This window comes from Paenibacillus sp. KS-LC4, assembly GCF_036894955.1.
Lineage (GTDB): Bacteria > Bacillota > Bacilli > Paenibacillales > Paenibacillaceae > Pristimantibacillus.
Window position 1 is genome coordinate 1,627,088 of sequence record NZ_CP145905.1, and the last position, 26,779, is coordinate 1,653,866.

The window sequence follows — 26,779 nt, forward strand, 5'->3', positions numbered from 1 at the left end:
TGTCGTATATCTAACAAAAAAATATAAGGGAACGAGTCATAATGAACAAAAAAACTGATTTGCGTATCATTCGCTCCAAACATTCGATAAAAAAGGCGTTTATAGAACTGCTTAATGAAAAGGGATACGAAGGGATTACGATCCAAGATATTGCCGATAAGGCGATGATTAACCGGAATACATTTTACCTTCATTATCAGAACAAACCCGATTTGTTAAATTCATCTATGGACGAATTAATAGAAGAACTAAAGAGTACACTCAAGCGTTGTTCGAGCAGTAAATCTCCTGTAAGTGGCTCTATGCTTGAACAACTAATGCAGACAATACTGGAAAAAATTAAGGACAATATTCCTTTTTACAAAGCATTGCTACTTGATGAAAATAGAATTTATGGTTTTCAATCAAAAATGGAGGGGATAATAAAAAATACAGTGGAAGATGGCTTGGATAATACTCCATTGAAGATTTCAAAGGAATTATTGCTCCAATATATCGCATCTACTTTTATGGGCATTGTAATATGGTGGGTTAAAAATGATTTTTCTTATACTCCAAATGAACTCGCTTCTCAATTCGGAAAAATCCTAACTCATGGACACTTCAAAGCTGCAGGTATTTCTATTGATGATTAATGTGATAATTGCTTAGGAACAGAAGCTGGGAGAGCTTGTTTGAGCTTAAACTAAACTGCCCCTTCGCTTAATGGGCGAGTGAGGCTATGACCAGCAAGCAATATAAAGAAAGAAAAAGAACCTTCGCATCTTCCGCCAAAAGCGGGATCGAAGGTTCTTTCCTTTGGAGCTAGGCTCGCTATTCATCTACGATATGATAAATTTCACGATTACAGCTGCTGCAAACATGACAGTCATTAGACCGAGCATGCCGCCGAAGCCGAACATTACATCCATCAGGTCGTGGCGCGGTTCTTCGTTATAATGCTCGCGCGGGTCTCTAACGTTCTCCATAACAAGCGTCCTCCCTTGAAAACGATTTAGCTACCAATAGTATACCCAACTATCTGAATAATTGTAAAGCAAAACACGGCAACTATTGTTAACGGAAGGGCGCTGCTGCTGCTTCGAAATCTATGCTACAATAAGGCATGGGAACAGATGTCCGTAAGGGAGGCTTGGAAATGAATCGGAATGAGGAGAAACAGGCGGTCAGCCCGGCTGAGGCGGCGGAGCTCATTCGTCATAAGCTGGCGCTGCTGCCGGATCAGCCCGGCTGCTATTTGATGAAAAACAGCGAAGGCACAATCATATACGTCGGCAAAGCCAAAATTTTAAAAAATCGCGTCCGCTCGTATTTCAACGGCTCTCATAATGGGAAGACGCAGCGCCTCGTTGCGGAAATCCGCGATTTTGATTTTATATTGACGAAGAGCAACATGGAGGCGCTCATTCTCGAGTGCAATCTCATTAAGCAATATCATCCGCGCTATAATGTTTTGCTGAAGGATGACAAATCCTTTCCTTATATAAAAATTACGCATGAGCAGCACCCAAAGCTCGAGGTAACCCGCAGGATGGCTAAGGATAAGGGGAAATATTTCGGCCCTTATCCGAATGCGTATGCAGCCCAGCAGACGAAGAAGCTGCTGGACCGGCTGTATCCGCTGCGTAAATGCAAGACGCTGCCCGACAAGGTATGTCTGTATTATCATATGGGGCAATGCATTGCGCCTTGTGAATACGACATTGAGCCGGGCACCTATGAGGCGATGGTTCAGGAAATTACCCGTTTTCTGAATGGCGGCCATGATGTGGTGCGAACGGATTTACAGCACAAAATGGAAGCTGCTGCCGAGCAGCTTGAATTCGAGCGGGCGAAGGAATACCGCGATCAGATTATTGCCATTGATGCGGTGATGGAGAAGCAGAAAATTACGATGTCGGACGCCATGGACCGCGATATTTTCGGCTATGCCGTCGAGAAGGGCTGGATGTGCGTCCAGATTCTCTATATGCGCCAAGGCAAGCTTATTGAGCGCCATGGAACAACCTTTCCTTATTACGGCGAAGAATACGATGATTTTATGACCTTCGTCACTCAATATTATAGTGAAAACCCGGCGCTGCCGAAGCAGATTTTGCTGCCATTTGCACCAGAGCAAGCGGAAGCCCCGCAGCTACAAGAGAAGGAGCTGTCCGTTGCCGAGGAGGCCGCTGCGGCGCTGCACCACTGGCTGAAGGTCAAGGTGCTGCTGCCGCAGCGCGGACGCAAGAGTGAGGTCGTCTCGATGGCGACGGAGAACGCCAAGGTTGCGCTTGCCGACAAGTTTCGGCTCATTGAGCGGGACGAGGAGCGCAGCGTCAAGGCGGCGGCAGGGCTTGCCGAATGGCTCGGCTTGCCGCAGGCGACCCGAATTGAGGCGTTTGACAATTCCAACATTCAAGGGACGAATCCAGTATCAGCCATGGTCGTATTTATTGACGGCAAGCCGGACCGCAAGGAATATCGCAAATACAAGGTCAAGACGGTCGTTGGACCAGATGATTACGAGACGATGCGCGAGGTCATACGCAGACGCTATGAGCGGGTGTTGAAGGATCAGCTGGCAGCGCCGGATCTCATTGTCGTCGATGGCGGCAAAGGGCAAATTTCCGCAGCGATTGACGTGCTGCAAAATGAGCTGAACCTGTTTATCCCGGTATGCGGCCTCGTCAAAGATGCCAAGCACCGAACGGCTCAGCTTATGACCGGCGATCCTGCCGAAATTATTCCTCTGCCGCGCGACAGCCAAGAGTTTTATTTGCTGCAGCGCATACAAGACGAGGTTCACCGCTTTGCGATTACGTTCCACCGCGAGCAGCGCGGCAAGTCGATGGTCGTCTCTCAGCTCGATGCCATTCCGGGCATAGGCGAGAAGCGGCGCAAGCTGCTGCTGAAGCATTTTGGCTCCATCAAAAAAATAAAAGAGGCCACGGTGGAAGATTTCCGGCCTCTTTCAATAGGAGATAAGCTTGCCGCACAAATTATTGCGGCATTGGGGGAGGAGGCGTCGCCGTAAACTGCGGCGGCCTTCCTCCTTTTTTTCTATGCCATATCCTTAGGACATAAGCAATCGGAACGGGCAGAACAGCGTAGAAAATCGCTGCCCCGATATTTAAAGCGCCGCCAACAGAAATGAGCGAGAAGCCCATTAAGAGCGAATCAAATATCGCATGAACAAATATGGCGGTAATGAGGCTATAACGCAGAAAAATGTAGCTGAAGATCAACCCAATAATAATCAGCTCAATCAGCCTGGTGTAAAAGGGGAAGATCGGGTAGGAGACATGCCCCAGCGCCCATAAGATGGTGGGGATCAAGGCGGCTACGTAAATATTTTTGAACCATCTGCGGAACAGGGCAATGCCGAAAAAGCGGTAAATGGCTTCCTCGGAAATCGCTGCGCACCAAGCCAGCATCGGCATGAGCCACAGCCATTTGATGTTGTAGGGAGACTGGGTCGCATCGCTGGTGCTCCAACTGCCGATTGCCGATTCGAGCACCAGAAAAATGACCGATTGCACGCCCAGCAAAATCAGGGCAATTAAATAGCCGAGTCCCATGCTGCGCCATACATGCTCGCCGTAATTTTTTTCCCGGAAGCCTGGCCATACCGGACGTTTCCACGAGCGCCACATGCCGTCTCCGGCGACGAAGGAGAAATAGACGGCTGCGCCAACGGGGAGCAGGAGAAGCGCAGTAAACCATGCCATGAAAGAAACCTGACCATCACTCATCACCTGTTCACCCTGCTGGGCGATAATGCCGTCCATAATGCCAAGATTGTTAATAATATAAAAAACGGTGAAAATAAGGCTAATAACAATGCCGCGTTTGAATGTCGTATGACGGCGGTATAATATCGCATAGATAATAGCAAGCACCAGCGTGATGAAAGTCATGTAGGTGAGGCTAATCAACGATAACACGTCAGCCGTATTTTTTTGCTGCTCAACAATGGCGACATAATCTGTCGGTGGCACAAATGCGGGCTTATAAGTTGAAACAATGGTTTTGTCGCCATTCTGAATGAAACCAAATCTTAGCTCAAGCTGCGAGCCGCCTGCTGCATACCCTGTGGGATGAATGACGACCTGTCCAAGGGAGTTAACGGTAGCATCGTTCAAATCCTTGGCTTGAAAGCCCTGTGTAGTCGCAAAGCTGGTCGCTGCATCTAGAAGCAGCTTCTTCTCTTTAATGGTATTTGCGCTCGTAGCCACTCCAAGGAGGTTCCAAGCGACGACGCTGCCGCTTTGCATGTGGAGATAGATGAACGCGGTGCTGCCATCGTCAAGCGTAACTTGCGTTTGGTAGGTGTCGAGCGGAAATTGCTGCATATATTTGGAGGCATACTCCTCGTACAGCTTTTCTTTTATTAAATAGCCGGTTTCATTGCTATCGGTTTGATAAACGGCATGAGCGTCCGTGACGTTAACGCCGAACTGTTTCTTGGCAAATTCCGTTGCTTTTTGCAGCGCTGCCTCATTGCCAATAACGTTGCCCTGTGATTCTGATACGCCTGAAGCTGGACCGCCAAGCATGGGCATGATTTGCAAAAATACAAAAACGATGACGCCAATGACGGCGGCCCATACAAATTTTCTCCACTCGCGTGGAGCAATAAATTCAATCATAACTCACCTCAATTTCAGTTTAATCAAAAATAAAGCATAGCACTCTTAACATACCATATTAAACCATACGACCGCCAATCTAACAGCTCTTCATCCTCTTGGGAGCTTGTCAACGTTGCCTGCATTCATAAAACAGAGAAATAACGATATCCAGCAAGCTAATGGCAGGCTGTTTCTCTTGCAGGGCTGTTTTTGAATGAAATCAGCTGTTTTTCTTGCAAAAGGCTGTTTTATACCCGGCACGCTTTAAGCTTATAATCGTTAAGTCATGTGTAATGGAAAGCTTAAGACATAACTGCTGCAAGTGAAAAGAATAATAGGCATTATTAAGGTGGATGCAATGAAAATTTCGTTTTTTTCCTTACTCAAATGGTCTCCGCCACGTATATTGGTCGTGGGCTTTGCGATTATTATTATGCTGGGAGCGCTGCTGCTATCCCTGCCATTTGCTTCGGCCGACGGCAGCGGACTGCGATTTCTGGATGCTTTCTTTACAGCTACCTCGGCAACCAGCGTGACGGGGCTTGTCGTCGTGGATTCCGGCACCTATTTCTCAATCGCCGGACAATTGATTATTATGCTGCTTATCCAAATCGGCGGGCTTGGCTTTATGACGATGGGCACGCTGTTCGCGCTTGTGCTGAAAAAACGAATTTCACTAAAGGAACGGCTCATTTTGCAGGAAGCAATGAATCAGGGGAGCATGGAGGGAATTGTTCGGCTCATCCGCAAGGTTATTGTATATTCGTTGTCCTTTGAGCTCATTGGTACGCTTCTGTTTACCCTGCGCTTCGCTTGCGACATGCCGTTTGGCAAAGCGATGTATTTCGGTTTGTTTCATGCTATATCGCTGTTTAACAATGCAGGCTTCGATATTTTTGGCGACTACCGCAGCCTGACGATGTATGTAGATGACCCAATCGTGAACCTGACTGCTATGCTGCTTATTATATCCGGGGGGCTCGGTTTTATCGTCATCTCGGATTTGCTGGAATTTCGCCGCCGCAAGCGGCTTTCACTGCACAGCAAGGTGGTGCTGGCGATGACCGGCTCGCTCATCGCAGTTGGGGCGGTCGTTATTTTCATCTTTGAGTTTTCGAATGCGTCAACACTTGGCTCGCTGGATTGGGGCGGAAAAATCCTGTCGTCCTTCTTCCAGTCCGTCTCGCCGAGGACAGCAGGTGCCAATACGCTGAACTATGCCGATTTGCGGCAAGCGACTTTATTTTTCACCATTATATTGATGTTTATTGGCGCATCTCCCGGCTCGACAGGGGGCGGGATCAAGACGACGACGTTTATGACGCTCATAGGGGCGGTTGTCGCGATGTTTCGGGGGAAAGAGGACATTGTCCTGTTCCGTTACCGCCTCGGCAAGGAGCGGGTGCTCAAGGCGCTTACCATTACGATGCTGTCGCTGGTGCTGGTCGTCGTCGTAACGATGCTGTTATCCGCAACCGAGGATCAGCAGTTTATTAAAATTTTGTTTGAAGCAACATCCGCCTTCGGGACGGTAGGCTTGTCGATGGGCATCACGCCAGAGCTGAGCGATTTCGGGAAAATCATCATCTCCATTACGATGTTTGCCGGGCGACTAGGCCCGCTGACGCTTGCTTATGCGCTCAATCCGAAAACAAGCAAGGAGCTTTATCGGTATCCCGAGGGCAAAATTACAATTGGATAGGGGAAACATGGATTTATATGAAAAAGAACCAGTTCGTCATTGTGGGGCTCGGGCGTTTCGGCTCAAGCTTAGGCAGAGAGTTGATTCAGCTAGGCTACGAGGTGCTAGGCGTGGATAAGGATGAGGAGGTCGTGCAGGAGATGAGCGATGTGCTCACCTATACCGTCTCAGCCGATTGTACAGATGAGGAGACGCTCCGCTCGATTGGCGTTCGGAATTTTGACGTTGGTGTTGTAGCGATTGGGGATGATATTCAAGCGAGCATTTTGACGACGATTTTACTCAAGGATTTGGGTGTTAAGACAGTCGTGGCCAAGGCGATGGACGAGCTGCACGGACGAGTGCTGGAAAAAATCGGCGTGGATCGCGTTATTTATCCGGAGCGGGATATGGGCATTCGTGTCGCACATCAGCTGGTGTCGCCGAATTTGCTCGATTACATCGAGCTGTCCAAGGATTATACAATTGCCGAGCTTGTCGTTACGGGAAAAATGCATGGCAAAACGCTCAGCGATCTCGACCTGCGTGCCCGCTTCGGGTGCAGCATAGTAGCGATAAATAAGCCGAATGGCATTATTATTGCCCCGACGGCAACCGATGTGCTGTACGAGCGTGATGTCATGGTCATTATCGGAACGAATGAGCAGATTGAGCAGTTTGAAGAGGCAGCAACAAGGTGACAATAAAGACAGCAGCGCTTTTGTCTATTCGCATCTGCGCTGCTGTCTTCTTGCTGCTATGCTGCTCACGACTTCGAACGGGCGGCTAGCTCCTCAATCCATAGACGTACCGCTGGATGCAGCGCTGCCGGGTCGGCGTGAATGAGCGAGGTCGTGCGCTTCGTCTCCGCTAGCTCTCTAATCGGAATGACGGTGAGGTCGTTGTCAGCCAGCAGCTGCTCGCGCACATACGATTGAGGCAATAGTGTCGCTGCTCGGCACGTGTGCTGAAGCCGAACGATGGCCTCGAAGGAGTCGATTTCCATGCGCACATCCGGCTGGAGATTATATTTGGCGAACAACTCGTCGGTAAGCATGCGATACCAGGTTCCTTTGGAGAATAGCAGAATCGGCAAGCCGTTGAGGTCTTGAATGCCGAGCATGCCTTTATCGGTCACAACCATGCTTTTCGGCAGAACGAGCAGCAGATGATCTTCAAACAGCGGGACGCAGTGCAGTTGGGCGTCTTCAATACGCGAGGCGACAATGCCGATATCCGCTTTGCCTTCCCTTACATAAGTAACGATCTCATGGGTTTTGCCCGTGACCGCCTTAATATCGAATTCAGGATGGCTGCCATTGAGCGCTTTAATAAAATCGGGCAGTGTCGTTTGCAGCGTCGTCAGGCTCGCACCAATCGTAATGGACGTTCGACCTGCCGACTCGTAATCGGCAACCTTCTGCAGGTACCGCCGGTGCAGCTGGCGAAGCTCCAGCGCGTATTCATAGGTCATCTGGCCGATAGGCGTCAGCTCAAGCCGCTTGCCGATTCGCCTAAACAGCTGTGAGCCGATATCCTGCTCAAGCTTGGCAATTTTACGGGAGAGGGCAGGCTGGGACAAATTCAGCAGCGCTGCAGCCTTGTTCATGCTGGACTGCTCGACGATGGCGGCAAACATATGCATTTCCTCAATCAAAAAAAGCCAGCTCCTATCTGCTTATGTTGATTTGTTATAACAAATTATAAAAAATAAGCAATTCCATTATAAGCTGAAAAGGAGTACGATGGGAAGTGTGACTAAACTGTGTCAACTTTTGTTGACGGAGAAAGAACCGAAGAGTAAAATGTAGATTGATTTGTAGACAAGTATTTTGAGGAAAGCGTAACCACAGTCTGGAAAGGAGACACAAAGGCATGAAAGGAAATTCGTATTTTTCCCGTAAGCTTCACTCGCTGCTTGGTATCATTCCACTCGGAATGTTTATCGTTGTGCATGCGCTTACGAACTATCAATCGTTCGAGAGGGGGGCAGAGGGGTTCAGCAGCGGCGTTAGCCTCATTAACAGCTTGCCATTGCTGCCGATTTTTGAAATTTTCGGTATTTACCTCCCGCTGCTTTTCCATGGCGTGTACGGCTTATATGTAGCCTATCAATCGGACAGCAACCTAGGGCGCTTCAAGTACGGCCGCAACTGGGCGTTTACATTTCAGCGTATAACGGGTGTTATTACGTTTATCTTCGTGTTCTGGCACGTATACCAAACTCGTTTTCAGGTGTACATGGGCCATATCACACATGAAGAGCTAGGCTCCACGATGCATAATATCGCGACTAACCCGCTTTATTTTGTATTTTATGTGGTCGGAGTCCTCGCAGCGACGTTCCACTTTGCCAATGGCCTTTGGGCATTTTTGATCAGCTGGGGCATTACAGTAGGACCTCGTGCACAACGTATTTCATCCATTATATGTATGGGTGTTTTTGTAGTCGTAGCTGCACTGTTTATCCTTTCGCTGGTTGCCTTCCGCGGCGACGAATTCAAGGAAGCAGCCGATCTTGCATGGGCTTGGACTAATATCGGATAGTTTGAACACAAGGAGTGAAGCGTGATGGCTAACAATAAAATAATCGTCGTAGGCGGCGGCCTTGCCGGTCTAATGGCTACGATAAAGGCAGCAGAAGCTGGCATGCACGTTGATCTGTTCTCGATCGTGCCGGTGAAGCGTTCCCATTCCGTCTGCGCACAGGGCGGCATCAATGGAGCGGTAAATACAAAAGGTGAAGGCGACTCGCCTTGGGAGCATTTTGACGATACGGTGTATGGGGGAGACTTCCTCGCTAACCAGCCACCAGTTAAGGCAATGTGTGAAGCAGCACCAGGCATTATCCACTTAATGGACCGTATGGGCGTTATGTTCAGCCGTACGCCGGAGGGCTTGCTCGATTTCCGTCGTTTCGGAGGTACACAGTATCACCGTACTGCATTTGCAGGTGCCACAACGGGACAGCAGCTGCTATACGCTTTGGACGAGCAAGTTCGCCGCTGGGAAGCTGCCGGTCTCGTAACGAAATACGAGCACTGGGAATTCCTTGGCGCGGTTCTGGATGACGAAGGCATTTGCCGCGGAGTATCTGCACAGGATTTGCGTTCAATGGAAGTGAAGACGTTTATTGGTGATGCCGTTATATTGGCATCGGGTGGTCCTGGTATTATTTTTGGCAAGACGACGAACTCGGTTATTAATACAGGTACAGCAGCAAGTGCGGTGTATCAGCAAGGCGTTAATTATGCGAACGGCGAATTTATTCAAATTCACCCAACCGCGATTCCAGGCGATGACAAGCTGCGCTTGATGTCCGAATCGGCACGTGGCGAAGGCGGACGCGTATGGACTTACAAAGACGGCAAGCCTTGGTACTTCCTTGAGGATAAATATCCGGCTTACGGAAACCTTGTACCGCGCGATATTGCGACTCGTGAAATTTTCAGCGTCTGTGTCGATCAGAAGCTCGGCATTAATGGCGAGAACATGGTTTATCTTGATCTTTCTCATAAAGATCCGAAGGAGCTTGATGTGAAGCTCGGCGGCATCATTGAAATTTATGAGAAGTTCATGGGTGATGACCCACGGAAGCTGCCGATGAAAATTTTCCCTGCGGTTCACTATTCGATGGGCGGCATGTGGGTGGATTACAACCAAATGACGAACATCCCTGGTTTGTTTGCAGCAGGCGAATGCGAGTATCAATACCATGGTGCGAACCGTCTCGGAGCGAACTCGCTGCTGTCGGCAATCTACGGCGGTATGGTCGCAGGTCCGAAAGCGGTAGAGTACATTAAAGGCATGAAGAAGGCTTCGGCTGACGTGGCTTCCTCCGTATTTGACCGTGAGCAAAAACGCCAGACGAATAAATACGAAAGCATTCTTGCCATGAACGGTACAGAAAATGCTTACGTTCTGCACAAGGAGCTTGGCGAATGGATGACCAACAATATGACGGTTGTTCGCTTCAACGACAAGCTGCAAGCAACGATCAACAAGATCAAAGAACTCAAGCAGCGTTATAACAATATCAACATCAATGACTCGATGAAATGGAACAACTCAAGCGTCGCCTTCACTCGCCAGCTATGGAATATGCTTGAGCTGTCCGAGGCTATGACCCTGGGTGCCCTGCTTCGTGACGAAAGCCGCGGTGCGCATTACAAGCCGGAGTTCACTGAGCGCAATGACGAGAAGTTCATGAAGTCAACGATTGCGACGTGGACGAAGGAAGGTCCACAAATTTCGTACGAGGACATCGATGTTTCCCTTATTTCACCGCGTAAACGCGACTACACAGCGAACAAGAAGAAAGGAGAATAAAGATGGCTGATACGACTACTGCTACAAAAACCGTCAAGTTCATTATCACTCGTCAGGATGGCCCGGATTCTGCGCCTTACAAAGAGGAATTTGAAATTCCGTATCGCCCGAATATGAACGTTATTAGCGGACTAATGGAAATTCAGCGTAATCCGACGATGGCAGATGGCGGCAATACAGCTCCAGTATGCTGGGAATCCAACTGTCTGGAAGAAGTTTGCGGCGCCTGCTCCATGGTTATTAACGGCAAGCCGCGCCAAGCGTGCAGCGCACTGATCGACCAATTGGAGCAGCCTGTACGTCTGGAGCCCATGCGTACGTTCCCGGTTGTGCGTGACCTTGTTATCAATCGTGAGCGCATGTTTAACGCCCTCAAACGCGTTAAGGCATGGATTCCGATTGATGGCACTTATGATCTCGGTCCTGGCCCGCGCCTGGCAGAATCGAAGCGTCAATGGGCTTACGAGCTTTCCAAGTGCATGACGTGCGGCGTATGTCTGGAATCTTGCCCGAACGTCAATGATCGCAATAGCTTTGTTGGTCCTGCGGCCATTTCTCAGGTTCGCTTGTTCAACGTTCACCCTACGGGAGAAATGAACAAGGAAGAGCGTCTGGAAGCCTTGATGGAGGATGGCGGCATTGAGGGCTGCGGCAACTCGCAAAACTGTGTTCGCTCTTGTCCGAAGGGCATTCCGCTTACGACGTCGATTGCGGCAATCAACAAAGATACAACGAAGCATCTGTTCAAAAAATGGCTTGGATTTTAAATATAAGGTCTTCCACCTGAGCGGTGGAAGGCTTTTTTTATACTGTAATAATGAGAATCAGTATCAATAATAAAAGAGATTATGGCGCTTGTCAATGATCAGCCGTGAATAAGACATTAATGCCTAGTAACAAAATAGCATAAGCAAGCTTATATTTAAAATGATGTTGATCACATAACGAAAAAATGCATCCTGATAATAGGGAGAAAATTGTAATGTTTTATATTTGCTCAATTTAACCTGTATATGTTATAATTTATTTTATCGGAAAATTTTATTGAGGGGAAGTTGTTAGAATTAGAAATAAATTCATCTATATTGTTATTTCATTATTTATTTTTGTTATAATTGTATTTACTTTTTGTTTTTGGTTTAATAAAAACACATCTTCCAAAGTAGGAGATGAGCCCACTGGAATTACTCCTTTTGAAAACCAAACCAGTACACTAAATTGGGATTTATTAAATAATACTATTGCAGACCCGGTTAACTCATGGACAGTACAGATTGGATATCCACATATTAATTTGCATGTGGAAAACACGGGAGGAAAGTCTTTTAGAGTTGAGGTAAGGCATAATACTAAGGGAACAGTTATCTTTAATCAAACCATTGCAGCAAATGGTGAACGAGTGAATTTTATAAATAATGATAATAATCCACTTGTTCCTTCAGGTACTTACACAGTGACTATTTACGGAGGAGCAGGTGCTCCAAAAGGAACGGTTATACTTAAAGCTTCTGCCACTCCTTGGTAAGCGTTATAATCTTGCATTGGAGCTGTTCCAAAAGTCATAAATAATAACTGAGATTCAAATTGGAAAGGATTCCAACTTTATTATTTATATAAAGCCAGCAAAAAAGAACCGCTCTCACGGTTCTTTTTTGCTGGCTTTATGCATTTCCTACTAATAGCTCTTAAAGCTGGCTTGTTACAGCCACTCTTCGCCCCACTTTTGAATCGATTGAATGACAGGCTGTAAATGATGGCCCTTGTCACTTAATTCGTATTCAATGCGAACAGGCATTTCTGGATATACCGTTCGTTTAATAATGGAAAGCTGCTCAAGCTCCTTCATCCGGTCCGTAAGCATCTTGTCGCTCATATCCGGAATTTGCTCCTTGATCTCCTTGAACCTCTTTGGTCCAGCTAGTAGCACCCGAATGATGAGACCGGTCCATTTCTTGCCTAAAATTTCGGCCGCTGCTTCATACTTTGGGCACATTGTTGAATAATCCAACCTGATCACCCCGTTTCTTCTTAACCTATTATAACATATCTACTTTGGAAAAGTAAGTGCATATAAGCACCATATTGCCATAAAACTTTATTTTAAATATATACTTTACAAAAGTTAGTTTATATATTAAGATGGGTTTATGAAACGCAGTGAGCAAGTATTGCAGCTGCGAAAACAAACAAAAGACGAAGGGTGAGGTTAACATGTTAGACACAGGATTATTGATTATTCGGGTAGTATTGGGTTTGTTGATGGTGGGTCATGGAGCGCAGAAGCTGTTTGGCTGGTTCGGTGGATACGGATTGAAGGGCACGGGCGGCTGGCTGGATTCAATTGGTGTTAAACCGGGTGTGCTGATGGCACTTGCAGCAGGACTAAGCGAAGCGGTAGGCGGCTTGCTGTTTGCGGCAGGCTTATGGACATGGCTTGGCGCGGTGCTGTTAATCATCCCGATGATTATGGCGATCGCTAAAGTGCATGGTGCTAATGGGCTGTGGTCAACACAGAATGGCTACGAATATAATCTGGTGCTGATTGCTGTATTTGTCGGTGTTGCTTTAACTGGTGCTGGAGAATGGTCCATCGACGCCTTGCTTAAATAAGAGGAAAATCAGCTTCGTATTAAAAAAGCCTGCTGCCAGTCGCTATAAGCGAATGACAACAAGCCCAATCATCATGCATGCGAATGCCGCCCACTGGGCGGCATTTAGCTTTTCCTTGTAAATTAAAATAGCCCCTGCTGCTACCACGAGACTGTTCGTCGCGAAGATTGGCGCAGCTAGGTTAGCTGGACCTGTCGCCAGTGCAGTTGCATAAAGCTGGAGGCCAGCGTAGGAGAAAAGGCCGGCAAGCAGTCCGTATAGCAAGCCTGTTCGGTAGGCGGGTTTGCTATACGGACTGCTTTTTTCTTGGGTTCGCAAAGCGAACCAGAGATAGGGGAGCAAATAGCCAACGAATAAAATCGGTGCGCTGGAAAATCCCCATTCCTCTGTTACCTTCAGTCCGCCATTGCGGAAGGTGAAAAACAACACCGCCGCGCCAACGTAGAAAAACCACTGCTTCTGGGCAGGGACGGCTTGTACTTGTTTTCTATAAGATATAAGCACAACCGCTAGGAGCAGTAGCAAAATGCCGCAAGCCTGCATAAGGTGAAGCGGCTCCTTATAAACAAGTGTGCCTAATGCAACGACAAGCACGATGTTCATATTCGTCAGTGGAGAGGTCAGGCTTGCCGGACCATAGTCCAGCGCCTTCATAAACACCGCGTTGCCTATGGCAGAGCCTATCCCAATGATCGCTCCAGCAACCCAGACCCGGTAATCGGCTAACGAAACAAGCGAGCCCTCGAACGCGGCATGAATCCCAAATCCGACCGAGCCTGAGGCGTAAAGACCAAGCAGCAGCGCGGAGGTCGTGCCGCCGCCCATCTGGCTTCTTTTCATCCACCAGCCCGCTAATCCGAATAAAAAGGCGCTAGAGATGGCAATTGTTAACCACATTAAGTTCAACTCCCAAAATATTTACCGTAATGTTTCATTTGTTACACAAATGAAATGATTCTGTTATACCCCTATTACAATACTAGGTTATTATAATAAACAAGACCCCCTTTTAATATATCGAATCCGGACCTGCGCTCGGCGCAGGTCCACTTTTTTTAATTAGATGTTTCATGCTGGCTTGCTGCTTGCACGATCCACACGCAAAGATGCTGCTCTGCTGATAACAGCAAAACAGCATCATTTCAAGAGGTTCATTAAGCAAAAGGCCTACAGCGGCACGATAATCTGCTTGCGCTGGCGGTAGAAGACCCATTTTTTAAAGCCAATTTCCTTGAGGCGTTTGCTGACGCGATCCCAATCGTCGCCGACCCTTGCTGGAACATGGGCATCGGAGCCGAAGGTCACTGTGACGCCGAAATGATTGGCACGCTCTAAAATGTCATCGGATGGATACCAGCCGCCTACATATTTTGTACTGCCGGAAGTATTAATTTCAATCGACACGTCGTTTTCCGCAATAATGCGAAGCGTATCATCAATTTCGGCATCGGCTTTAATGTCGGAGAAGGCAGGGTAATAGCCCTTCATTGCATCAATATGCCCCAGCACGTCAAACATGCCGCTGCGGGCCGATTGGCTAATCAGATCATAATAACGGCGCTTATCTTCGATTTGCTGCTTCTCGCTTAAGCCTTTCCAGCGGTTGCGATTAAAAATGCTTACTCCGCTTACCTGATGGACAGAGCCGATAATGTAGTCGAACGGTACGCCTTCGTAGGCGTCGCGATAAGCGGGAAGACGTTCAGGGAAAAAATCTGATTCCATACCGAGCAGCACTTCAATACGGCCCTCATATTTTGCTTTAAGCTCAAGGACTTCCTTTATGTAGTTGTCAAATTCGGATTGCGCCATAGCGATGCCAGGAAAAGGGCGATCGTCCTTATGGCCGAAATAAGGCGAATGATCAGAAATGCCGATGGCCTGCAAACCTGCGTCGAGTGCGGCAGTAATATAGTCTTCAATCGTTCCGTCGGCGTGGCCGCAACGTTCGTGATGGGTGTGCAGATCAAATTTCATAGCTGTTTCCTCCTTGAGTTGAAAATGCGCTGACAGCTTATTCGCTGCTTATGAATTGATGCTCCGGCATGCCCTTGAGATCGCTTAAAAACTGCTGCATTGCCGTGTTTAAATATCTGCCGGACTTGTAGACGACGCCGACTGGATGGCTAATTTCAAGCTCATTTACTTTAATCATCTTGAGCGAGCCCCGCCGCAGCTCTTCAGCAATGGATAGCTTGGAGACGACAGCGGCGCCGAGATTAATTTCAACCATGCGCTTCACCTCTTCGCTGCTCGATAGCTCCATCATAATGTTCGGCTGAATGTTGTACTGACGAAAAATTTTGTCAACGAAGCGCCGTCCCAGTGTGTCGGGTGCCAGCATAATCATAGGGATGTCCTTGAGCGCTTCTACGGTAGTATGCTTCAAATCGCTCAGCGGATGCTCCGGGGATACAACAAGCTCAAACGTATCGTAATAAAGAGTGGATGAGTGCAAATTTGGATTTTTTTCAAATAAGTAAGAAATACCGATGTCGATGCTGCCATTTTCCACACTGGCGGTCACCTGCGAGGACGGCATCGTATGAATCGTTGTTTTAATGAGCGGAAACTGGTCTTGAAAGTAAGATAATACCCGCGGCAAAATCTGAATCGCAATCGAAGAGGTCGTTCCAAGTAAAATGTGACCTTGAGGCGTCGTATTGAGGTCTGAAAGCTTAGCCTTAAGCTCCTCGACAATAAGCAAAATTTTCTCGGCATGCTCTAGAAAAACTTGTCCATGGTCGGTAAGGGTCACAGGCTGATTGCGGTCAATCAGAACCGTCTTGAATTCCTCTTCAAGCGTCTTGATTTGTGCGGATACGGCAGGCTGAGTTAAATTAAGCAACTCACCCGCCTTGCGGAAGCTCATCGTTTTGGAAATGGTGAGGAGTGTTTCAAGTTGGCTAATATTCACTACAATCCCCCTCCAAATTTAGTGAAGCGATAACACGCTTATAAAAATCGGCTTGCAGGCGCAAATGCCTTTCATTGTGATAGCGTTGCTTACTATTATAAAGCAAATCCGGCGAGACGGCAAAAAGCAGGAGAAGCTTTATGTATTATTCATAGAGGATATAGAGTGGCGTTGTCGAAGAGTGTTGGACGAAGGTACGTATATGAGGAGGCGTTACAACTGGACAGGAAAGCAATAAGAGGCTGGCTGATGTACGACTGGGCCAATTCGGCATTTGCGGCAACGATGATGGCGACCGTCATGCCCATCTTTTATTCAGGTGTGGCAGCGTCTAATTTATCAGGAACGAAGGCGGAAGCCTACTGGGGATACACCCAAAGCATTGCGATGCTGTTCGTTGCGGTGCTGTCGCCGATTTTGGGAGCGGTAGCCGATTATATGGGCTCCAAAATCAAATTTCTGACGGTTTTTATGCTAATGGGAGCCGCCTCTAGTGCCGCGATGGCGTTTGTTGGCGAAGGGGACTGGCTGCTGGCTTCAATCCTGCTAATTATAGGAACGATGGGCTTTGCTGGAGGCAATACCTTTTATGATGCGCTGCTGGTGGATGGCGTGCCGATGGAGCGCAGGGATGTCGTGAGTGCGCAAGGCTATGCATATGGCTATATTGGCGGAGGCTTGCTGCTGCTCGTTAATATTTTGATGATTCAAAATTTCGAGCTATTCGGTTTTCCTAATAAAACCTTTGCGACCCAAATGGTATTTGTAACGGTAGGCATTTGGTGGTTTGTATTCTCGCTGCCGCTGCTTCGTTCGGTGAAGGAGCCTGTGAAAAAGGGTAAGGTCGGTTTTGGCACCGCCCTTGGCAAAGGCTTCACAAGGCTGCGCGGCACGCTGCAAACGGTTAAGCGATATCCGGAGCTGCTGAAATATATGGCTTCGTTTTTATTTTTCAACGATGGCATTAATACGGTTGTTGTGATGGCAACCATCTATGGTCAGGGAATCGGCATTAATACGGATGATATGATTAAGGCGCTGCTTATTACGCAATTTGTCGGATTTCCATGTACGATTGTATTCGGCAGACTTGCAGCGCGTTTTGGTTCGAAAAGGCTGTTATATGTGTCGTTATGGTTTTATGTCGTTATTGTCATTTTAGGATATTTTATGACGTCATCGCTGCATTTTTATTTGTTGGCGATTATGGTTGGCGTCGTGCAGGGAGGCAGTCAGGCGATTTCGCGCTCGATTTATTCGGGCATGGTGCCGCCGTCCAGATCGGGTGAGTTTTTTGGCTTTCTCTCGCTGTCCAGCAAGTTTTCATCTGTTGTAGGACCGCTGCTGTTCTCGGTAGTTGCCACAGTTACAGGCTCTACCCGTATCGCTATCCTCTCGCTTATAGCGTTATTCATTATCGGCATTGTGCTGCTGATGTTCGTCAATTTGACGAAGGGCAGAGCAGAGGCGCTGGCCGGGGATGAGGGAGTAATTAATGCTTGAACATATGAAGCCCGGCGCCATTCCAAAGATGGGGACTGGCCGCCGGGCTTTGCGTTTTATTAAGGTTGACCATGAGCTTAAAAAAGCGAATGTACTCCATAAATCATCGGCACAAAAGCAAATAAAAGCATCTAAGCCGTAAAAAAGTAGAAGCCTGATGGAAAAGGCGAGCGGAGTAAAAGGTTTGAGATGGAGGAGCGCAGCGTTCGCCTTTGCATCTTCATTTTTACCGAAGCGCGGTATCAATCAGAAAAATGCAGAGGCAACAGCGACCGGAATCCAAACCTTTTACGCAGCGACGAATCTTTTCTATCAGGCTTCTACGAGGCGGTCTTAATGATTTTCATTTGAGGTTGTGCCCTACGGTCACAACCATTCCTTTTTGCGGAAAATAAAAAACATCCCACAGCCCAGCGCAAGCATAATGCCGAGCAAAATATACGACCCGCCCCGCATATGCATGCCAGGAATAAAATCAAAGTTCATCCCGTAAATACCGGTAATGAAGGTCAGCGGCATGAATATTGTCGTCATCGCGGTAAACACGCGCATAATTTCATTGGCGCGAGCCGAAATACTTGACTGATAAGCTTCTCGCAAGTTGCCCATCAGCTCGCGGAACGTATCGAAGGTCTCGGCGATTTTGACGGCATTTTCATAAATATCGCTGAAATATTTTTGAAGCTGATCATCAATCAGCTTGAGATCGCGTTTGTTCAGCGTAGCGATAACGTCCTTCTGCGGGCCAAGCACCTTCTTGAGCCACAAAATTTCACCGCGCAAACCGATAATCTCATTCAGATGCGATTTTTTCGTATGCATTAATATGTCTTCTTCGAGCGTTTCGATTCGTGTATCAATTCGATCAGCTACGAGGAAGTAGTTATCGACGACAATATCGACGAGATTGTATAAAAAATAATCGGGACGGCTGACCTCCTGCTCCCACAGGATAGGCTTCAGGGAGCGCAGCTCATTAATTTTTTGCTTCGTAACGGTAATAATATAATGGCGGCCTAGAAATATATTCAGCGCGCGCAGGAAAATTTCTTCATCATCAAAGCGAATGCTGTTAATAACAATAAAATAATGGCTTTCATAAATTTCAATCTTAGGGCGCTGCTCCTCCTCGGTGAGGCAATCCTCTACCGCGAGGTCATGCATGTGGAAAAGCGGCTGCAATACAGCCAAATCCTCCACATCGGCATCAATCCAATAGAAGCCCTCCGGCGATGGAATGAGCGTATCAGCAATATCTTCAATAGGGGTAAACAAGCCGTTGTTGACCAGACGGATTTTCATCTGTGCATCTCCTCTCTGAAATGGACAGGAGGCCGCCATCGCCGCTTGCACAGAGCACTGTTATTTATAGAAAACAGGGCGCAATACGCAGTGGCTGGGCAGCCGCCATATTCGGTTGTGTTCAGGCCTCGGTCGGTCGCCTTCCATGTCCGTATGCACTCCTTTATCATGTGAATTTTTGGATATAAAACACCTGCTCAATTGCACAGCGTCACAATCCTTGTCTAGTATACTCCCGCAGCAGCTTTACATTCAAGCGAAAAAACCGTAAATGCAGCCTAAAAATCAGCCTTCGATAGCATATGCAGTTAACAGGGTTGACGCGCCTGCCTGAATCCATTAAAGTAGGCTTATAAGAAGCAATTCCTTAATTGAATAGAACTACTTTCTTATCAAGAGCAGGCGGAGGGACTAGCCCGATGAAGCCCGGCAACCGGCGTAAGCACGGTGCTAATTCTTGCGGAGACATTTCAATGTTTCTGAGAGATGAGAGAGGCGAACGCTTATTTTTTGAGCAAACGACCTTTTCTCTCGACAGAAAGGGTCTTTTTATATTTGGGAATGCTGATAACCTCATCAAAGGAGTGACTCGCATGCCAATTAAAGTTCCTGATCATTTACCAGCCAAAGAAATATTAAGTAGTGAAAACATCTTCGTCATGGATGAAAGCGTTGCATATCATCAGGATATTCGTCCGCTTCGTATCGCGATTTTGAACTTAATGCCTGAGAAAGAAACTACGGAAACCCAGCTGCTTCGCTTGATCGGCAATACGCCGTTGCAGGTGGAGGTTGTGCTGCTTCGTCCGAAGACGCATACGTCGAAAAATACGTCCTACGAGCATCTGCATGCTTTTTACAAAACGTTTGACGAAATTGCCCATGAATTTTACGATGGCTTAATTATTACAGGCGCTCCTGTAGAGCATCTGGATTTTGAGAACGTGAATTATTGGGAGGAACTGAAGGACATTATGGATTGGAGCGCACGGCGCGTCACTTCGACCTTCCATATTTGTTGGGCCTCGCAGGCAGGACTTTACCATCATTATGGCGTGCCTAAATATGAATTGGATCATAAAATTTTCGGCGTGTTCCACCATACGATTGAGAAGCAGAACGTCAAGCTGCTTCGCGGCTTCGATGAAGCGTTCCTCGTGCCGCAATCCCGTCATACGGAAGTGCGTCGCGAAGATATTGAGAAGGTTGAACAACTGGAAATTTTGTCGGATTCGGCTGAATCGGGCGTTTACATTGTCGCTTCCAAGGATGGCCGTCAAATTTTCGTCAGCGGGCATTCGGAATATGATCCTTTCTCCTTGAAAAACGAGTATGAACGCGACAAGGGTAAGGGGCTCGACATTGCCTTGCCGAAAAACTATTTCCCGGGTGATAACCCGGAAGCAGTGCCATACTCCTCGTGGAGGGCGCATGCTAATCTGCTATTCTCGAATTGGCTCAACTATTACGTGTACCAGCAGACGCCATTTGATTTGGGAGCAAACATCTAACTCTATAATAGAAGGAGCAATAGCCCATGTTGAAAATCGAAAGTGAATTAGCGCAAATTGGTTCGCAAAAGGATACGGAAACCGGTGCCGTAAGCTTCCCCGTTTATCAGGCAACGGCCTTCCGCCATCCAAAGCTCGGACAGAGCACAGGATTTGACTACGCTCGCACAAAAAGCCCTACCCGCGCCGTATTGGAAGAGGCGGCTGCCAAGCTTGAATCAGGCGATGCCGGCTTCGCCTGCAGCTCTGGCATGGCGGCTTTGCAAACGGTATTCGGCCTGTTTCATCAAGGCGACCATTTAATCGTATCGCTTGATCTGTACGGCGGCACTTACCGCCTGCTGGAGCGAATTATGTCGAGATATGGAGTTACAGCATCCTATGTCGATACGAACGACATTGATGCGATGATTGAGCTGTGTACCCCGAATACGAGGGCGGTACTAATTGAGACGCCAACCAATCCGTTAATGATGATTACCGACATTGAGCGTGTCGCTTCATGGGCGAAGTCCAAGGGCTTGCTGACGATTGTAGACAATACGCTGCTGACGCCGTTTTTCCAGCGTCCAATTGAGCTGGGCGCAGATGTCGTTGTCCACAGTGCGACCAAATATTTGGGCGGACACAACGATGTGCTCGCAGGCCTTATTGTGACGAAGGGACAAGAGCTGTCGCAGGAAATGGCGTTTTTGCATAATTCCATTGGAGCGGTGCTTGGGCCGCAGGATTCATGGCTGTTAATGCGCGGCATGAAAACATTGGCACTGCGGATGGAGCGCCATGAGTATAATGCAACTAAAATTGCGAATTACTTGCTTGAGCATCCTTCTATTGAAGAGGTGTATTATCCAGCCTTGCCGCATCATCCAGGGCATGAGGTGCAAAGCCGCCAATCGTCGGGCAATACAGGCATTTTCTCCTTCCGCGTAAAGGATGCCCGTTACATTGAACCGATTTTACGCCATATTCAATTGATTGCTTTTGCGGAAAGCTTGGGCGGTGTTGAGTCTTTGATGACCTATCCGGCCGTGCAGACGCATGCTGATATTCCAGAGGAAATCCGCCGTGCAGTCGGCGTCGATGATAAATTGCTGCGCTTCTCCGTTGGCATTGAGCATGCGGATGACCTGATTGCCGATTTGGAGCAGGCGCTTGCCGCGGCTAAGCAAGAGATCGGGGAGGTATAGCAGCATGAGCGACAGACATAACAAAGAGGAGTACGCCAAGCGTCATTTTGCAACGAAGCTGCTTCATTTCGAAGGATCATTTGATGAGCAGACGGGTGCGTCCAGCACGCCAATTTTTCAGGCGTCTACATTCCATCAAAGCGATTTGTCCCAAAATCCGCCTTACGATTACAGTCGCTCCGGCAATCCGACAAGGCAGGCGCTGGAGGACCAAATTGCGCTGCTGGAGGGCGGTACGCGAGGCTTTGCCTTTGCCTCCGGCATGGCGGCCATTTCAACGACGTTTCTGCTGCTGTCAGCGGGCGACCATGTTATTGTGACTGAGGATGTGTATGGAGGTACATATCGCCTGCTGACGACGGTGCTTAATCGTCTGGGTATGGAGACGACGTTCGTCGATATGACGGATTTTGAAGCCGTAAAAGCTGCCTATAAAGAGAATACGAAGGCGGTATTTATCGAGACGCCTTCCAACCCGACGCTAAAAATCACCAATATTTCGCAGGTGGCTTCGTGGGCGAAGGAGCATCATTTGCTGACGATTTTGGACAATACGTTTATGACGCCTTATTATCAACGCCCTCTTGAGCTAGGTGTAGATATTGTTGTGCACAGCGCGACCAAGTTTCTGAGCGGCCACAGCGACGTGCTTGCCGGTCTTGCTGTAACGGCGGATGAAGCGCTCGGACGCAGGCTGTATCAGCTGCAAAATGGCCTTGGCGCCGTGCTGAGCGCCCATGAATGCTGGCTGCTTATGCGCGGCATCAAGACGCTGCAAGCGCGTATGGAGCATAGCGAGCGCAGCGCGCGCAAGCTGGCGGATTGGCTGAATGAGCATCCGGAAGTGACGAAGGTTTATTATCCTGGCCTTGCGGATCATCCGGGTCGTGACGTGCATGAGCAGCAATGCTCCGCCTATGGCGCTGTCGTATCCTTCGATGTAGGCAGCGGCGAACGGGCGAAAGCGATGCTTGCCCGCGTGAAGCTCCCGCTTGTAGCGGTCAGCCTTGGCGGCGTAGAAAGCATTTTATCGTATCCAGCGATGATGTCTCACGCGGCAATGCCGAAGGAAGTACGACATGAACGCGGTATTACTGATGGCCTCGTACGCTATTCGGTAGGCCTTGAGCATATTGAAGATTTGCTAGCAGATTTGGATCAGGCTTTGCGCGGCTAACGGCTGCGTAAAGTGGAGGAAAAGACGGCTGTCATAACTGACAAGCCGTGTTTTTCCTTTTTTAAGGCTGTAAAGCCTGTAAACGAAAGATGACGAATATGAGCTTAGTATGATAAAATTAACTTATACTTAATTAGTTTGTGAAAAAAAGCGCAACATCAAAACTACAGCGATAGATAAGGAGGTCTTGCGTAATGGCAACGTTGGACCAGATATTGGATAAGGCCCTGCGGGGTGAGCGAATAAGCTTGGAAGAATGTATTATTATGTTCGAATCCGACGAGATTGAGAAAATGGGTAAGGTCGCGAATGAAATTATGCTGCGCAAGCATCCCGAGCCTATAACGACTTTCGTTGTAGGAAGAAACGTCAACTACACGAATGTGTGCGACGTTTATTGCAGATTTTGCGCCTTTTACCGTGCCCCAGGCTCCAAAGAGGGCTATGTGCTCGATAACGAGACGATTATGAACAAAATTCAAGAAACGATTGACGTGAACGGAACTGAAATTTTGATGCAGGGCGGGACGAATCCGGATCTGCCTTTTACCTATTACACGGACTTGCTGAAGGAAATCAAGCGGCGCTTCCCGGACATTACGATGCACTCCTTCTCGCCAGCGGAAATTCAGAAGATGAAGGAAGTTTCAAATGGTCTGTCGCTCGATGAGGTCGTTCGCCAGCTGCATGAAGCAGGTCTGGATTCGCTGCCAGGCGGCGGCGCGGAAATTCTCGATGATCGGACTCGCCGTAAAATCAGCCGCAAGAAGGGCTCTTATACGGACTGGATCGACGTTATGAAATCGGCTCATCGTCATGGCATGAATACGACAGCTACGATGGTATATGGCTTTGGAGAAACGATGGAGGAGCGTGCCTTGCACCTGCTGCGCATTCGTGACGTTCAGGACGAGTGCAAAGCGAATGGCTACGACTCTGAAGGGTTTACTGCTTTTATATCGTGGCCGTTCCAGCCGGATAATACGAGAATGCCGATGGAGAAGGCGAAGCCGGAGGAGTATTTGAAGGTAGTAGCGATTAGCCGAATTTTCCTTGATAACATTGATAATTTGCAATCTTCATGGGTAACGATGGGGCCTGAAATGGGCAAGCTTTCGCTATCCTATGGCTGCAACGATTTCGGCAGCACAATGATTGAAGAAAATGTGGTGTCCGCTGCGGGCACGACGCACAAGGTCAACATTGAGCTGATTTTGCAGCTCATTCGTGAATCGGGCAAGGTTCCGGCGCAGCGCAATACACGCTATGAAATTTTGCGGATGTACAACGATAGCGACAAGGCTGAGCAGGACTTTGTGATGCAAAATTAGCTTGTAGCCACTGGCTAATGCGGAACTATTTTTGATAATGAATAAGGAATAACGCTTATCTCTTATTTTATCCGTTAAAGGATAGGCAGGGATGAGCGTTATTTGTTATTGCTTCTAGTGCAGCATTTCACACTTTTGACACCTCGATGGGCTAGAGGTTTGATCGAGAAATAGATAAAATCCAAGAAAATAGATCGGAAAAATAAAATATTTTTGCCAACGGCCATTTTTCCACACAAATAGACTATTCAAACTGTAATCTTCTATGTTACAATACGACTTAATCGAATATGAATCTTCAGGGCAGGGTGCAATTCCCTACCGGCGGTAAGGATGCGTTCGGAGCATCCAGAGCCCGCGACTCCTCGCTGCTTGCAGCCGGGACTGATCTGGTGAGAATCCAGAGCCGACGGTATAGTCCGGACGGGAGAAGATCAGAACCAGCTTGTTAAATGATACTCATTTAACAGGTTTGTTGATGATGCCCTTGTCAGTTTGCTGACAGGGGCATTGTTTCTTTTTCATAGTAAAAGAAGGTTCAATTCAAAACTTTCTCAGGAGGTTTTTGAATTGCAAAACACACTAGAGCTGGCTGGCGAGAAAGCGGGCTGGCGAACATCACGCATTGCGGGCATTAATGGAATATGGTATGTGGCGCTTGGCGCGACTCTGTGGGGGCTTGACCCGCTGTTCCGTATTTTATTGCTCAAAAGCTTCACCTCGGCGCAAATTGTATTTATTGAGCATATTTTGCTCGCTTTTTACGCAATGCCTGTATTGTTTAAATTTCGCCGCACATTAGTCGGCAAGCTGTCGATTGGTGTTATTGGCGCGCTGCTATTTATTTCTTGGGGCGGCTCGGCAGTAGCTACCGTATTATTCACCGCTGCCTTTTCTCATGGCAGCGCCAATGCGGTGCTGCTGCTTCAGAAGCTTCAGCCATTATTTGCAGTATTGCTCGCCAGAGTTTTGCTGAAGGAAAAGCTGCCACAGAAGTTTTTCGTCTTTTTGCTGGCGGCGCTGGCGGGCACCTATTTGTTGACCTTTGGGTTTGGATCGCCGACTGTTGGCCTGCATGATCTTGCATTTCTTAGCTGCTTGTTCTCCATTATAGCGGCGGCATTATGGGGCGGCTCGACCGTTATGGGCAAATATTTGCTGCAAAAGAAATTATCCTTTTCTATCGTGACGTCCCTTAGGTTTTTGCTTGCTCTGCCGCTGCTCAGCGTCATATTACTTGCAAGCGGCGACGCATGGAGCCTGAACGCACAAGGCAGTCAGCTGTCGCTCATTGCCGTCAATTTATTGTTTCAAGCTTTTTTCCCAGGCTTAATCAGCATGCTGCTGTATTACAAAGGGCTTTCCTCAACTAAAGCTGTATACGCGACGCTTGCGGAGCTATCCTTCCCTGCCGTTGGCGTATTGATTAACTGGCTCGTATTTGGTCAGTCGCTCACGTTAGGACAGCTGAGCGGCTTCCTGCTTATTTGGCTGACGCTATGGCTCATGAGCCGAAGCAGCAATGAACAGGCGGCTCAGAAACCACAAGCTGCTGCATAAACTAAGGCTCATTTTCAGCCCCTTCATTCCCAATGTCTTCATCGTATATCGCTGCTGCATGCGCCATATACTGTATAAGGGGAATGAAAGGGGCTGGCTTGTTTATGGAACTGTTTACCGTTGCGCTGCCTTCCAAGCTACAATCAACAGCAGCTGGGTTAGCAGCCTTAATGACACAATATACGAATGAGGATTTACATATTGAAGCAGCATCCCAGAGTCAGTTGGTGCAGTTCGATTTGGAGTCCGACGGTACCATAATGTGCCAGTCGGCAACGCCTTATTTTCAACTGAATAAGCACGGAGAAATGCTGTACCGCAGTGCTGCGAAAGCGCTCGCGGAATATGTTGTAACTAATTTGGAATCTGAAATGCTCATCAGCATCATTAAGAAAAAATATCAGGGCGGCCATTCCAATGATGTTTCCATTATTAAAAAATATTGCAGCCAGCTCATGCAGGATACCGATCTGGATGGCTTGAACGCCAAGTTTCTGGATGCGGATAGAAGGCGGAGAAAGCACAAGGTAGCCGAGGAGATCGAGCTGTATTTGAATGAAAATACACGGCTTGACCTTGGCGGCATCGCCACCTTCAGGCTTCACGGGTATCGTCACGAACTAGGTGACATTGTGGAGTATGCTTTGGATGAATATGTGCTCGATAAGCAATATCAGGAGTTTATTTCGCTGCTAAAATATTTTGTTGGGCTGCAGCAATCAAAGGTCGCAATGGTTCATTTGGTTCACAAAGGCAACCACGATTTTATGCTGTATAATGACAAATTTCAATTGTTCGAGCCTAAGCCGCATTCCGACCGCTTGGTAGCCGAAATGCTGGAAACGGAAATGAATATTGAGGACATGGTTATCAGCTCGCTGATTGCCGCATCACCTAAGCAAATTGTCGTTCATACGCAGCATGTCGATATGCAGGTCATTCGGACGATTGAAACGATTTTTGACAACCGGGTGTCGGTTTGCAGTGATTGTATTCTGTGCTCCCACGCAATGGGGGAATGGAATGATGGCGTTACTCAGCCTTAAAACAAGTCA

23 protein-coding genes and 2 riboswitches are annotated in these 26,779 nt (G+C 47.9%); of the genes, 15 read left to right on the top strand and 8 right to left on the bottom strand.

Translation table 11 applies throughout. The features are described 5' to 3' along the window. Positions 1-41 precede the first annotated feature (41 nt). Positions 42-635, top strand: a complete 594-nt coding sequence (locus V5J77_RS07025) for a TetR/AcrR family transcriptional regulator (RefSeq protein ID WP_338555063.1) — start codon at positions 42-44, stop codon at positions 633-635. A gap of 186 nt (positions 636-821) precedes the next feature. Here V5J77_RS07025 and V5J77_RS07030 read toward each other — a convergent pair whose 3' ends face one another. Continuing rightward, entirely contained in the window at positions 822-968 is a 147-nt protein-coding gene (locus tag V5J77_RS07030; protein WP_338555064.1) for a YqzM family protein, read from the bottom strand. A 170-nt stretch (positions 969-1,138) separates the two neighbouring features. Here V5J77_RS07030 and uvrC point away from each other — a divergent pair, with 170 nt between their 5' ends. After that, complete coding sequence (uvrC, locus tag V5J77_RS07035; RefSeq protein WP_338555065.1) at positions 1,139-3,016, top strand: excinuclease ABC subunit UvrC; 1,878 nt, start codon at positions 1,139-1,141, stop codon at positions 3,014-3,016. Here the strand turns inward: uvrC and V5J77_RS07040 are convergent. Then, positions 2,982-4,631, bottom strand: a complete 1,650-nt coding sequence (locus V5J77_RS07040) for a type II CAAX endopeptidase family protein (RefSeq protein WP_338555066.1) — start codon at positions 4,629-4,631, stop codon at positions 2,982-2,984. The two genes, uvrC and V5J77_RS07040, sit on opposite strands and share 35 nt — an antisense overlap. Before the next feature lie 340 nt (positions 4,632-4,971). Between V5J77_RS07040 and V5J77_RS07045 the strand changes: the two genes are divergently transcribed. Together V5J77_RS07045 and V5J77_RS07050 are read left to right on the top strand one after the other, a co-directional pair. Continuing rightward, positions 4,972-6,315 carry a TrkH family potassium uptake protein gene (locus tag V5J77_RS07045; protein WP_338555067.1) on the top strand — a complete coding sequence of 448 codons (1,344 nt, stop codon included), beginning with the start codon at positions 4,972-4,974 and terminating at the stop codon, positions 6,313-6,315. A 17-nt stretch (positions 6,316-6,332) separates the two neighbouring features. Next, positions 6,333-6,995 (top strand): TrkA family potassium uptake protein, encoded by a 663-nt coding sequence (locus V5J77_RS07050; RefSeq protein WP_338555068.1) that lies wholly within the window; start codon positions 6,333-6,335, stop codon positions 6,993-6,995. Between the two features lie 65 nt (positions 6,996-7,060). Here V5J77_RS07050 and V5J77_RS07055 read toward each other — a convergent pair whose 3' ends face one another. Further along, on the bottom strand, positions 7,061-7,951 hold the full coding sequence (locus tag V5J77_RS07055) for a LysR family transcriptional regulator (protein ID WP_338555069.1): 891 nt from the start codon (positions 7,949-7,951) through the stop codon (positions 7,061-7,063). A 218-nt stretch (positions 7,952-8,169) separates the two neighbouring features. Here V5J77_RS07055 and V5J77_RS07060 point away from each other — a divergent pair, with 218 nt between their 5' ends. Genes V5J77_RS07060 through sdhB form a run of 3 tightly spaced genes read left to right on the top strand, consistent with a single transcriptional unit; the run spans position 8,170 to position 11,390 of the window. Continuing rightward, positions 8,170-8,841: a succinate dehydrogenase cytochrome b558 subunit gene (locus V5J77_RS07060; protein ID WP_338555070.1), complete on the top strand. Its 672-nt coding sequence runs from the start codon at positions 8,170-8,172 to the stop codon at positions 8,839-8,841. Between the two features lie 24 nt (positions 8,842-8,865). Continuing rightward, the gene (gene sdhA / locus V5J77_RS07065) at positions 8,866-10,623 is read left to right on the top strand and encodes a succinate dehydrogenase flavoprotein subunit (protein WP_338555071.1); all 1,758 of its coding nucleotides are present in this window, start codon (positions 8,866-8,868) and stop codon (positions 10,621-10,623) included. A 2-nt stretch (positions 10,624-10,625) separates the two neighbouring features. After that, positions 10,626-11,390, top strand: a complete 765-nt coding sequence (sdhB, locus tag V5J77_RS07070; protein WP_338555072.1) for a succinate dehydrogenase iron-sulfur subunit — start codon at positions 10,626-10,628, stop codon at positions 11,388-11,390. A gap of 932 nt (positions 11,391-12,322) precedes the next feature. Here the strand turns inward: sdhB and V5J77_RS07075 are convergent. Then, positions 12,323-12,631: a helix-turn-helix domain-containing protein gene (locus V5J77_RS07075; RefSeq protein WP_338555073.1), complete on the bottom strand. Its 309-nt coding sequence runs from the start codon at positions 12,629-12,631 to the stop codon at positions 12,323-12,325. A 203-nt stretch (positions 12,632-12,834) separates the two neighbouring features. Between V5J77_RS07075 and V5J77_RS07080 the strand changes: the two genes are divergently transcribed. Continuing rightward, positions 12,835-13,233: a DoxX family protein gene (locus V5J77_RS07080; protein ID WP_338555074.1), complete on the top strand. Its 399-nt coding sequence runs from the start codon at positions 12,835-12,837 to the stop codon at positions 13,231-13,233. A 42-nt stretch (positions 13,234-13,275) separates the two neighbouring features. Here the strand turns inward: V5J77_RS07080 and V5J77_RS07085 are convergent, their stop codons facing one another. The 3 genes from V5J77_RS07085 to V5J77_RS07095 form a co-directional block, all read right to left on the bottom strand. Then, a complete protein-coding gene (locus V5J77_RS07085; protein ID WP_338555075.1) occupies positions 13,276-14,130 on the bottom strand; it encodes a DMT family transporter in 855 nt (284 codons plus the stop codon). Between the two features lie 270 nt (positions 14,131-14,400). Continuing rightward, the gene (locus tag V5J77_RS07090) at positions 14,401-15,210 is read right to left on the bottom strand and encodes a histidinol-phosphatase (RefSeq protein ID WP_338555076.1); all 810 of its coding nucleotides are present in this window, start codon (positions 15,208-15,210) and stop codon (positions 14,401-14,403) included. 37 nt (positions 15,211-15,247) lie between these two features. Continuing rightward, positions 15,248-16,150 carry a LysR family transcriptional regulator gene (locus V5J77_RS07095; protein ID WP_338555077.1) on the bottom strand — a complete coding sequence of 301 codons (903 nt, stop codon included), beginning with the start codon at positions 16,148-16,150 and terminating at the stop codon, positions 15,248-15,250. A gap of 249 nt (positions 16,151-16,399) precedes the next feature. Between V5J77_RS07095 and V5J77_RS07100 the strand changes: the two genes are divergently transcribed. Then, entirely contained in the window at positions 16,400-17,653 is a 1,254-nt protein-coding gene (locus tag V5J77_RS07100) for an MFS transporter (protein WP_338555078.1), read from the top strand. Positions 17,654-18,019: 366 nt separating this feature from the next. Here V5J77_RS07100 and corA read toward each other — a convergent pair whose 3' ends face one another. Further along, positions 18,020-18,955, bottom strand: a complete 936-nt coding sequence (corA, locus tag V5J77_RS07105) for a magnesium/cobalt transporter CorA (RefSeq protein ID WP_338555079.1) — start codon at positions 18,953-18,955, stop codon at positions 18,020-18,022. Between the two features lie 386 nt (positions 18,956-19,341). Further along, a riboswitch (SAM riboswitch) is annotated at positions 19,342-19,448 on the top strand. A 100-nt stretch (positions 19,449-19,548) separates the two neighbouring features. Between corA and metA the strand changes: the two genes are divergently transcribed. From metA to V5J77_RS07135, 6 genes are all read left to right on the top strand, one after another. Then, a complete protein-coding gene (gene metA / locus V5J77_RS07110; protein ID WP_338555080.1) occupies positions 19,549-20,466 on the top strand; it encodes a homoserine O-succinyltransferase in 918 nt (305 codons plus the stop codon). A 26-nt stretch (positions 20,467-20,492) separates the two neighbouring features. Then, positions 20,493-21,656 carry a PLP-dependent transferase gene (locus V5J77_RS07115; protein WP_338555081.1) on the top strand — a complete coding sequence of 388 codons (1,164 nt, stop codon included), beginning with the start codon at positions 20,493-20,495 and terminating at the stop codon, positions 21,654-21,656. A 4-nt stretch (positions 21,657-21,660) separates the two neighbouring features. After that, positions 21,661-22,833, top strand: coding sequence for an aminotransferase class I/II-fold pyridoxal phosphate-dependent enzyme (locus V5J77_RS07120; RefSeq protein WP_338555082.1), 1,173 nt, complete (start codon positions 21,661-21,663; stop codon positions 22,831-22,833). A gap of 194 nt (positions 22,834-23,027) precedes the next feature. Continuing rightward, positions 23,028-24,164: a cyclic dehypoxanthinyl futalosine synthase gene (gene mqnC, locus V5J77_RS07125; protein WP_338555084.1), complete on the top strand. Its 1,137-nt coding sequence runs from the start codon at positions 23,028-23,030 to the stop codon at positions 24,162-24,164. Positions 24,165-24,454: 290 nt separating this feature from the next. Further along, a riboswitch (FMN riboswitch) is annotated at positions 24,455-24,603 on the top strand. A gap of 149 nt (positions 24,604-24,752) precedes the next feature. Then, complete coding sequence (locus tag V5J77_RS07130; RefSeq protein ID WP_338556612.1) at positions 24,753-25,724, top strand: DMT family transporter; 972 nt, start codon at positions 24,753-24,755, stop codon at positions 25,722-25,724. Between the two features lie 104 nt (positions 25,725-25,828). Next, entirely contained in the window at positions 25,829-26,770 is a 942-nt protein-coding gene (locus V5J77_RS07135) for a putative sporulation protein YtxC (RefSeq protein ID WP_338555085.1), read from the top strand. Positions 26,771-26,779 lie beyond the last annotated feature (9 nt).

Bases quoted from the DNA above. Each gene is read 5' to 3' on its own strand.
- V5J77_RS07060 (WP_338555070.1), top strand. From the start codon at position 8,170: ATGAAAGGAAATTCGTATTTTTCCCGTAAGCTTCACTCGCTGCTTGGT.
- V5J77_RS07090 (WP_338555076.1), bottom strand. From the start codon at position 15,210: ATGAAATTTGATCTGCACACCCATCACGAACGTTGCGGCCACGCCGAC.
- V5J77_RS07025 (WP_338555063.1), top strand. From the start codon at position 42: ATGAACAAAAAAACTGATTTGCGTATCATTCGCTCCAAACATTCGATA.
- sdhB (WP_338555072.1), top strand. From the start codon at position 10,626: ATGGCTGATACGACTACTGCTACAAAAACCGTCAAGTTCATTATCACT.
- mqnC (WP_338555084.1), top strand. From the start codon at position 23,028: ATGGCAACGTTGGACCAGATATTGGATAAGGCCCTGCGGGGTGAGCGA.
- metA (WP_338555080.1), top strand. From the start codon at position 19,549: ATGCCAATTAAAGTTCCTGATCATTTACCAGCCAAAGAAATATTAAGT.
- uvrC (WP_338555065.1), top strand. From the start codon at position 1,139: ATGAATCGGAATGAGGAGAAACAGGCGGTCAGCCCGGCTGAGGCGGCG.
- V5J77_RS07100 (WP_338555078.1), top strand. From the start codon at position 16,400: ATGTACGACTGGGCCAATTCGGCATTTGCGGCAACGATGATGGCGACC.
- corA (WP_338555079.1), bottom strand. From the start codon at position 18,955: ATGAAAATCCGTCTGGTCAACAACGGCTTGTTTACCCCTATTGAAGAT.
- V5J77_RS07085 (WP_338555075.1), bottom strand. From the start codon at position 14,130: ATGTGGTTAACAATTGCCATCTCTAGCGCCTTTTTATTCGGATTAGCG.
- V5J77_RS07050 (WP_338555068.1), top strand. From the start codon at position 6,333: ATGAAAAAGAACCAGTTCGTCATTGTGGGGCTCGGGCGTTTCGGCTCA.
- V5J77_RS07040 (WP_338555066.1), bottom strand. From the start codon at position 4,631: ATGATTGAATTTATTGCTCCACGCGAGTGGAGAAAATTTGTATGGGCC.
- V5J77_RS07115 (WP_338555081.1), top strand. From the start codon at position 20,493: ATGTTGAAAATCGAAAGTGAATTAGCGCAAATTGGTTCGCAAAAGGAT.
- V5J77_RS07080 (WP_338555074.1), top strand. From the start codon at position 12,835: ATGTTAGACACAGGATTATTGATTATTCGGGTAGTATTGGGTTTGTTG.
- V5J77_RS07045 (WP_338555067.1), top strand. From the start codon at position 4,972: ATGAAAATTTCGTTTTTTTCCTTACTCAAATGGTCTCCGCCACGTATA.
- V5J77_RS07120 (WP_338555082.1), top strand. From the start codon at position 21,661: ATGAGCGACAGACATAACAAAGAGGAGTACGCCAAGCGTCATTTTGCA.
- V5J77_RS07030 (WP_338555064.1), bottom strand. From the start codon at position 968: ATGGAGAACGTTAGAGACCCGCGCGAGCATTATAACGAAGAACCGCGC.
- V5J77_RS07135 (WP_338555085.1), top strand. From the start codon at position 25,829: ATGGAACTGTTTACCGTTGCGCTGCCTTCCAAGCTACAATCAACAGCA.
- sdhA (WP_338555071.1), top strand. From the start codon at position 8,866: ATGGCTAACAATAAAATAATCGTCGTAGGCGGCGGCCTTGCCGGTCTA.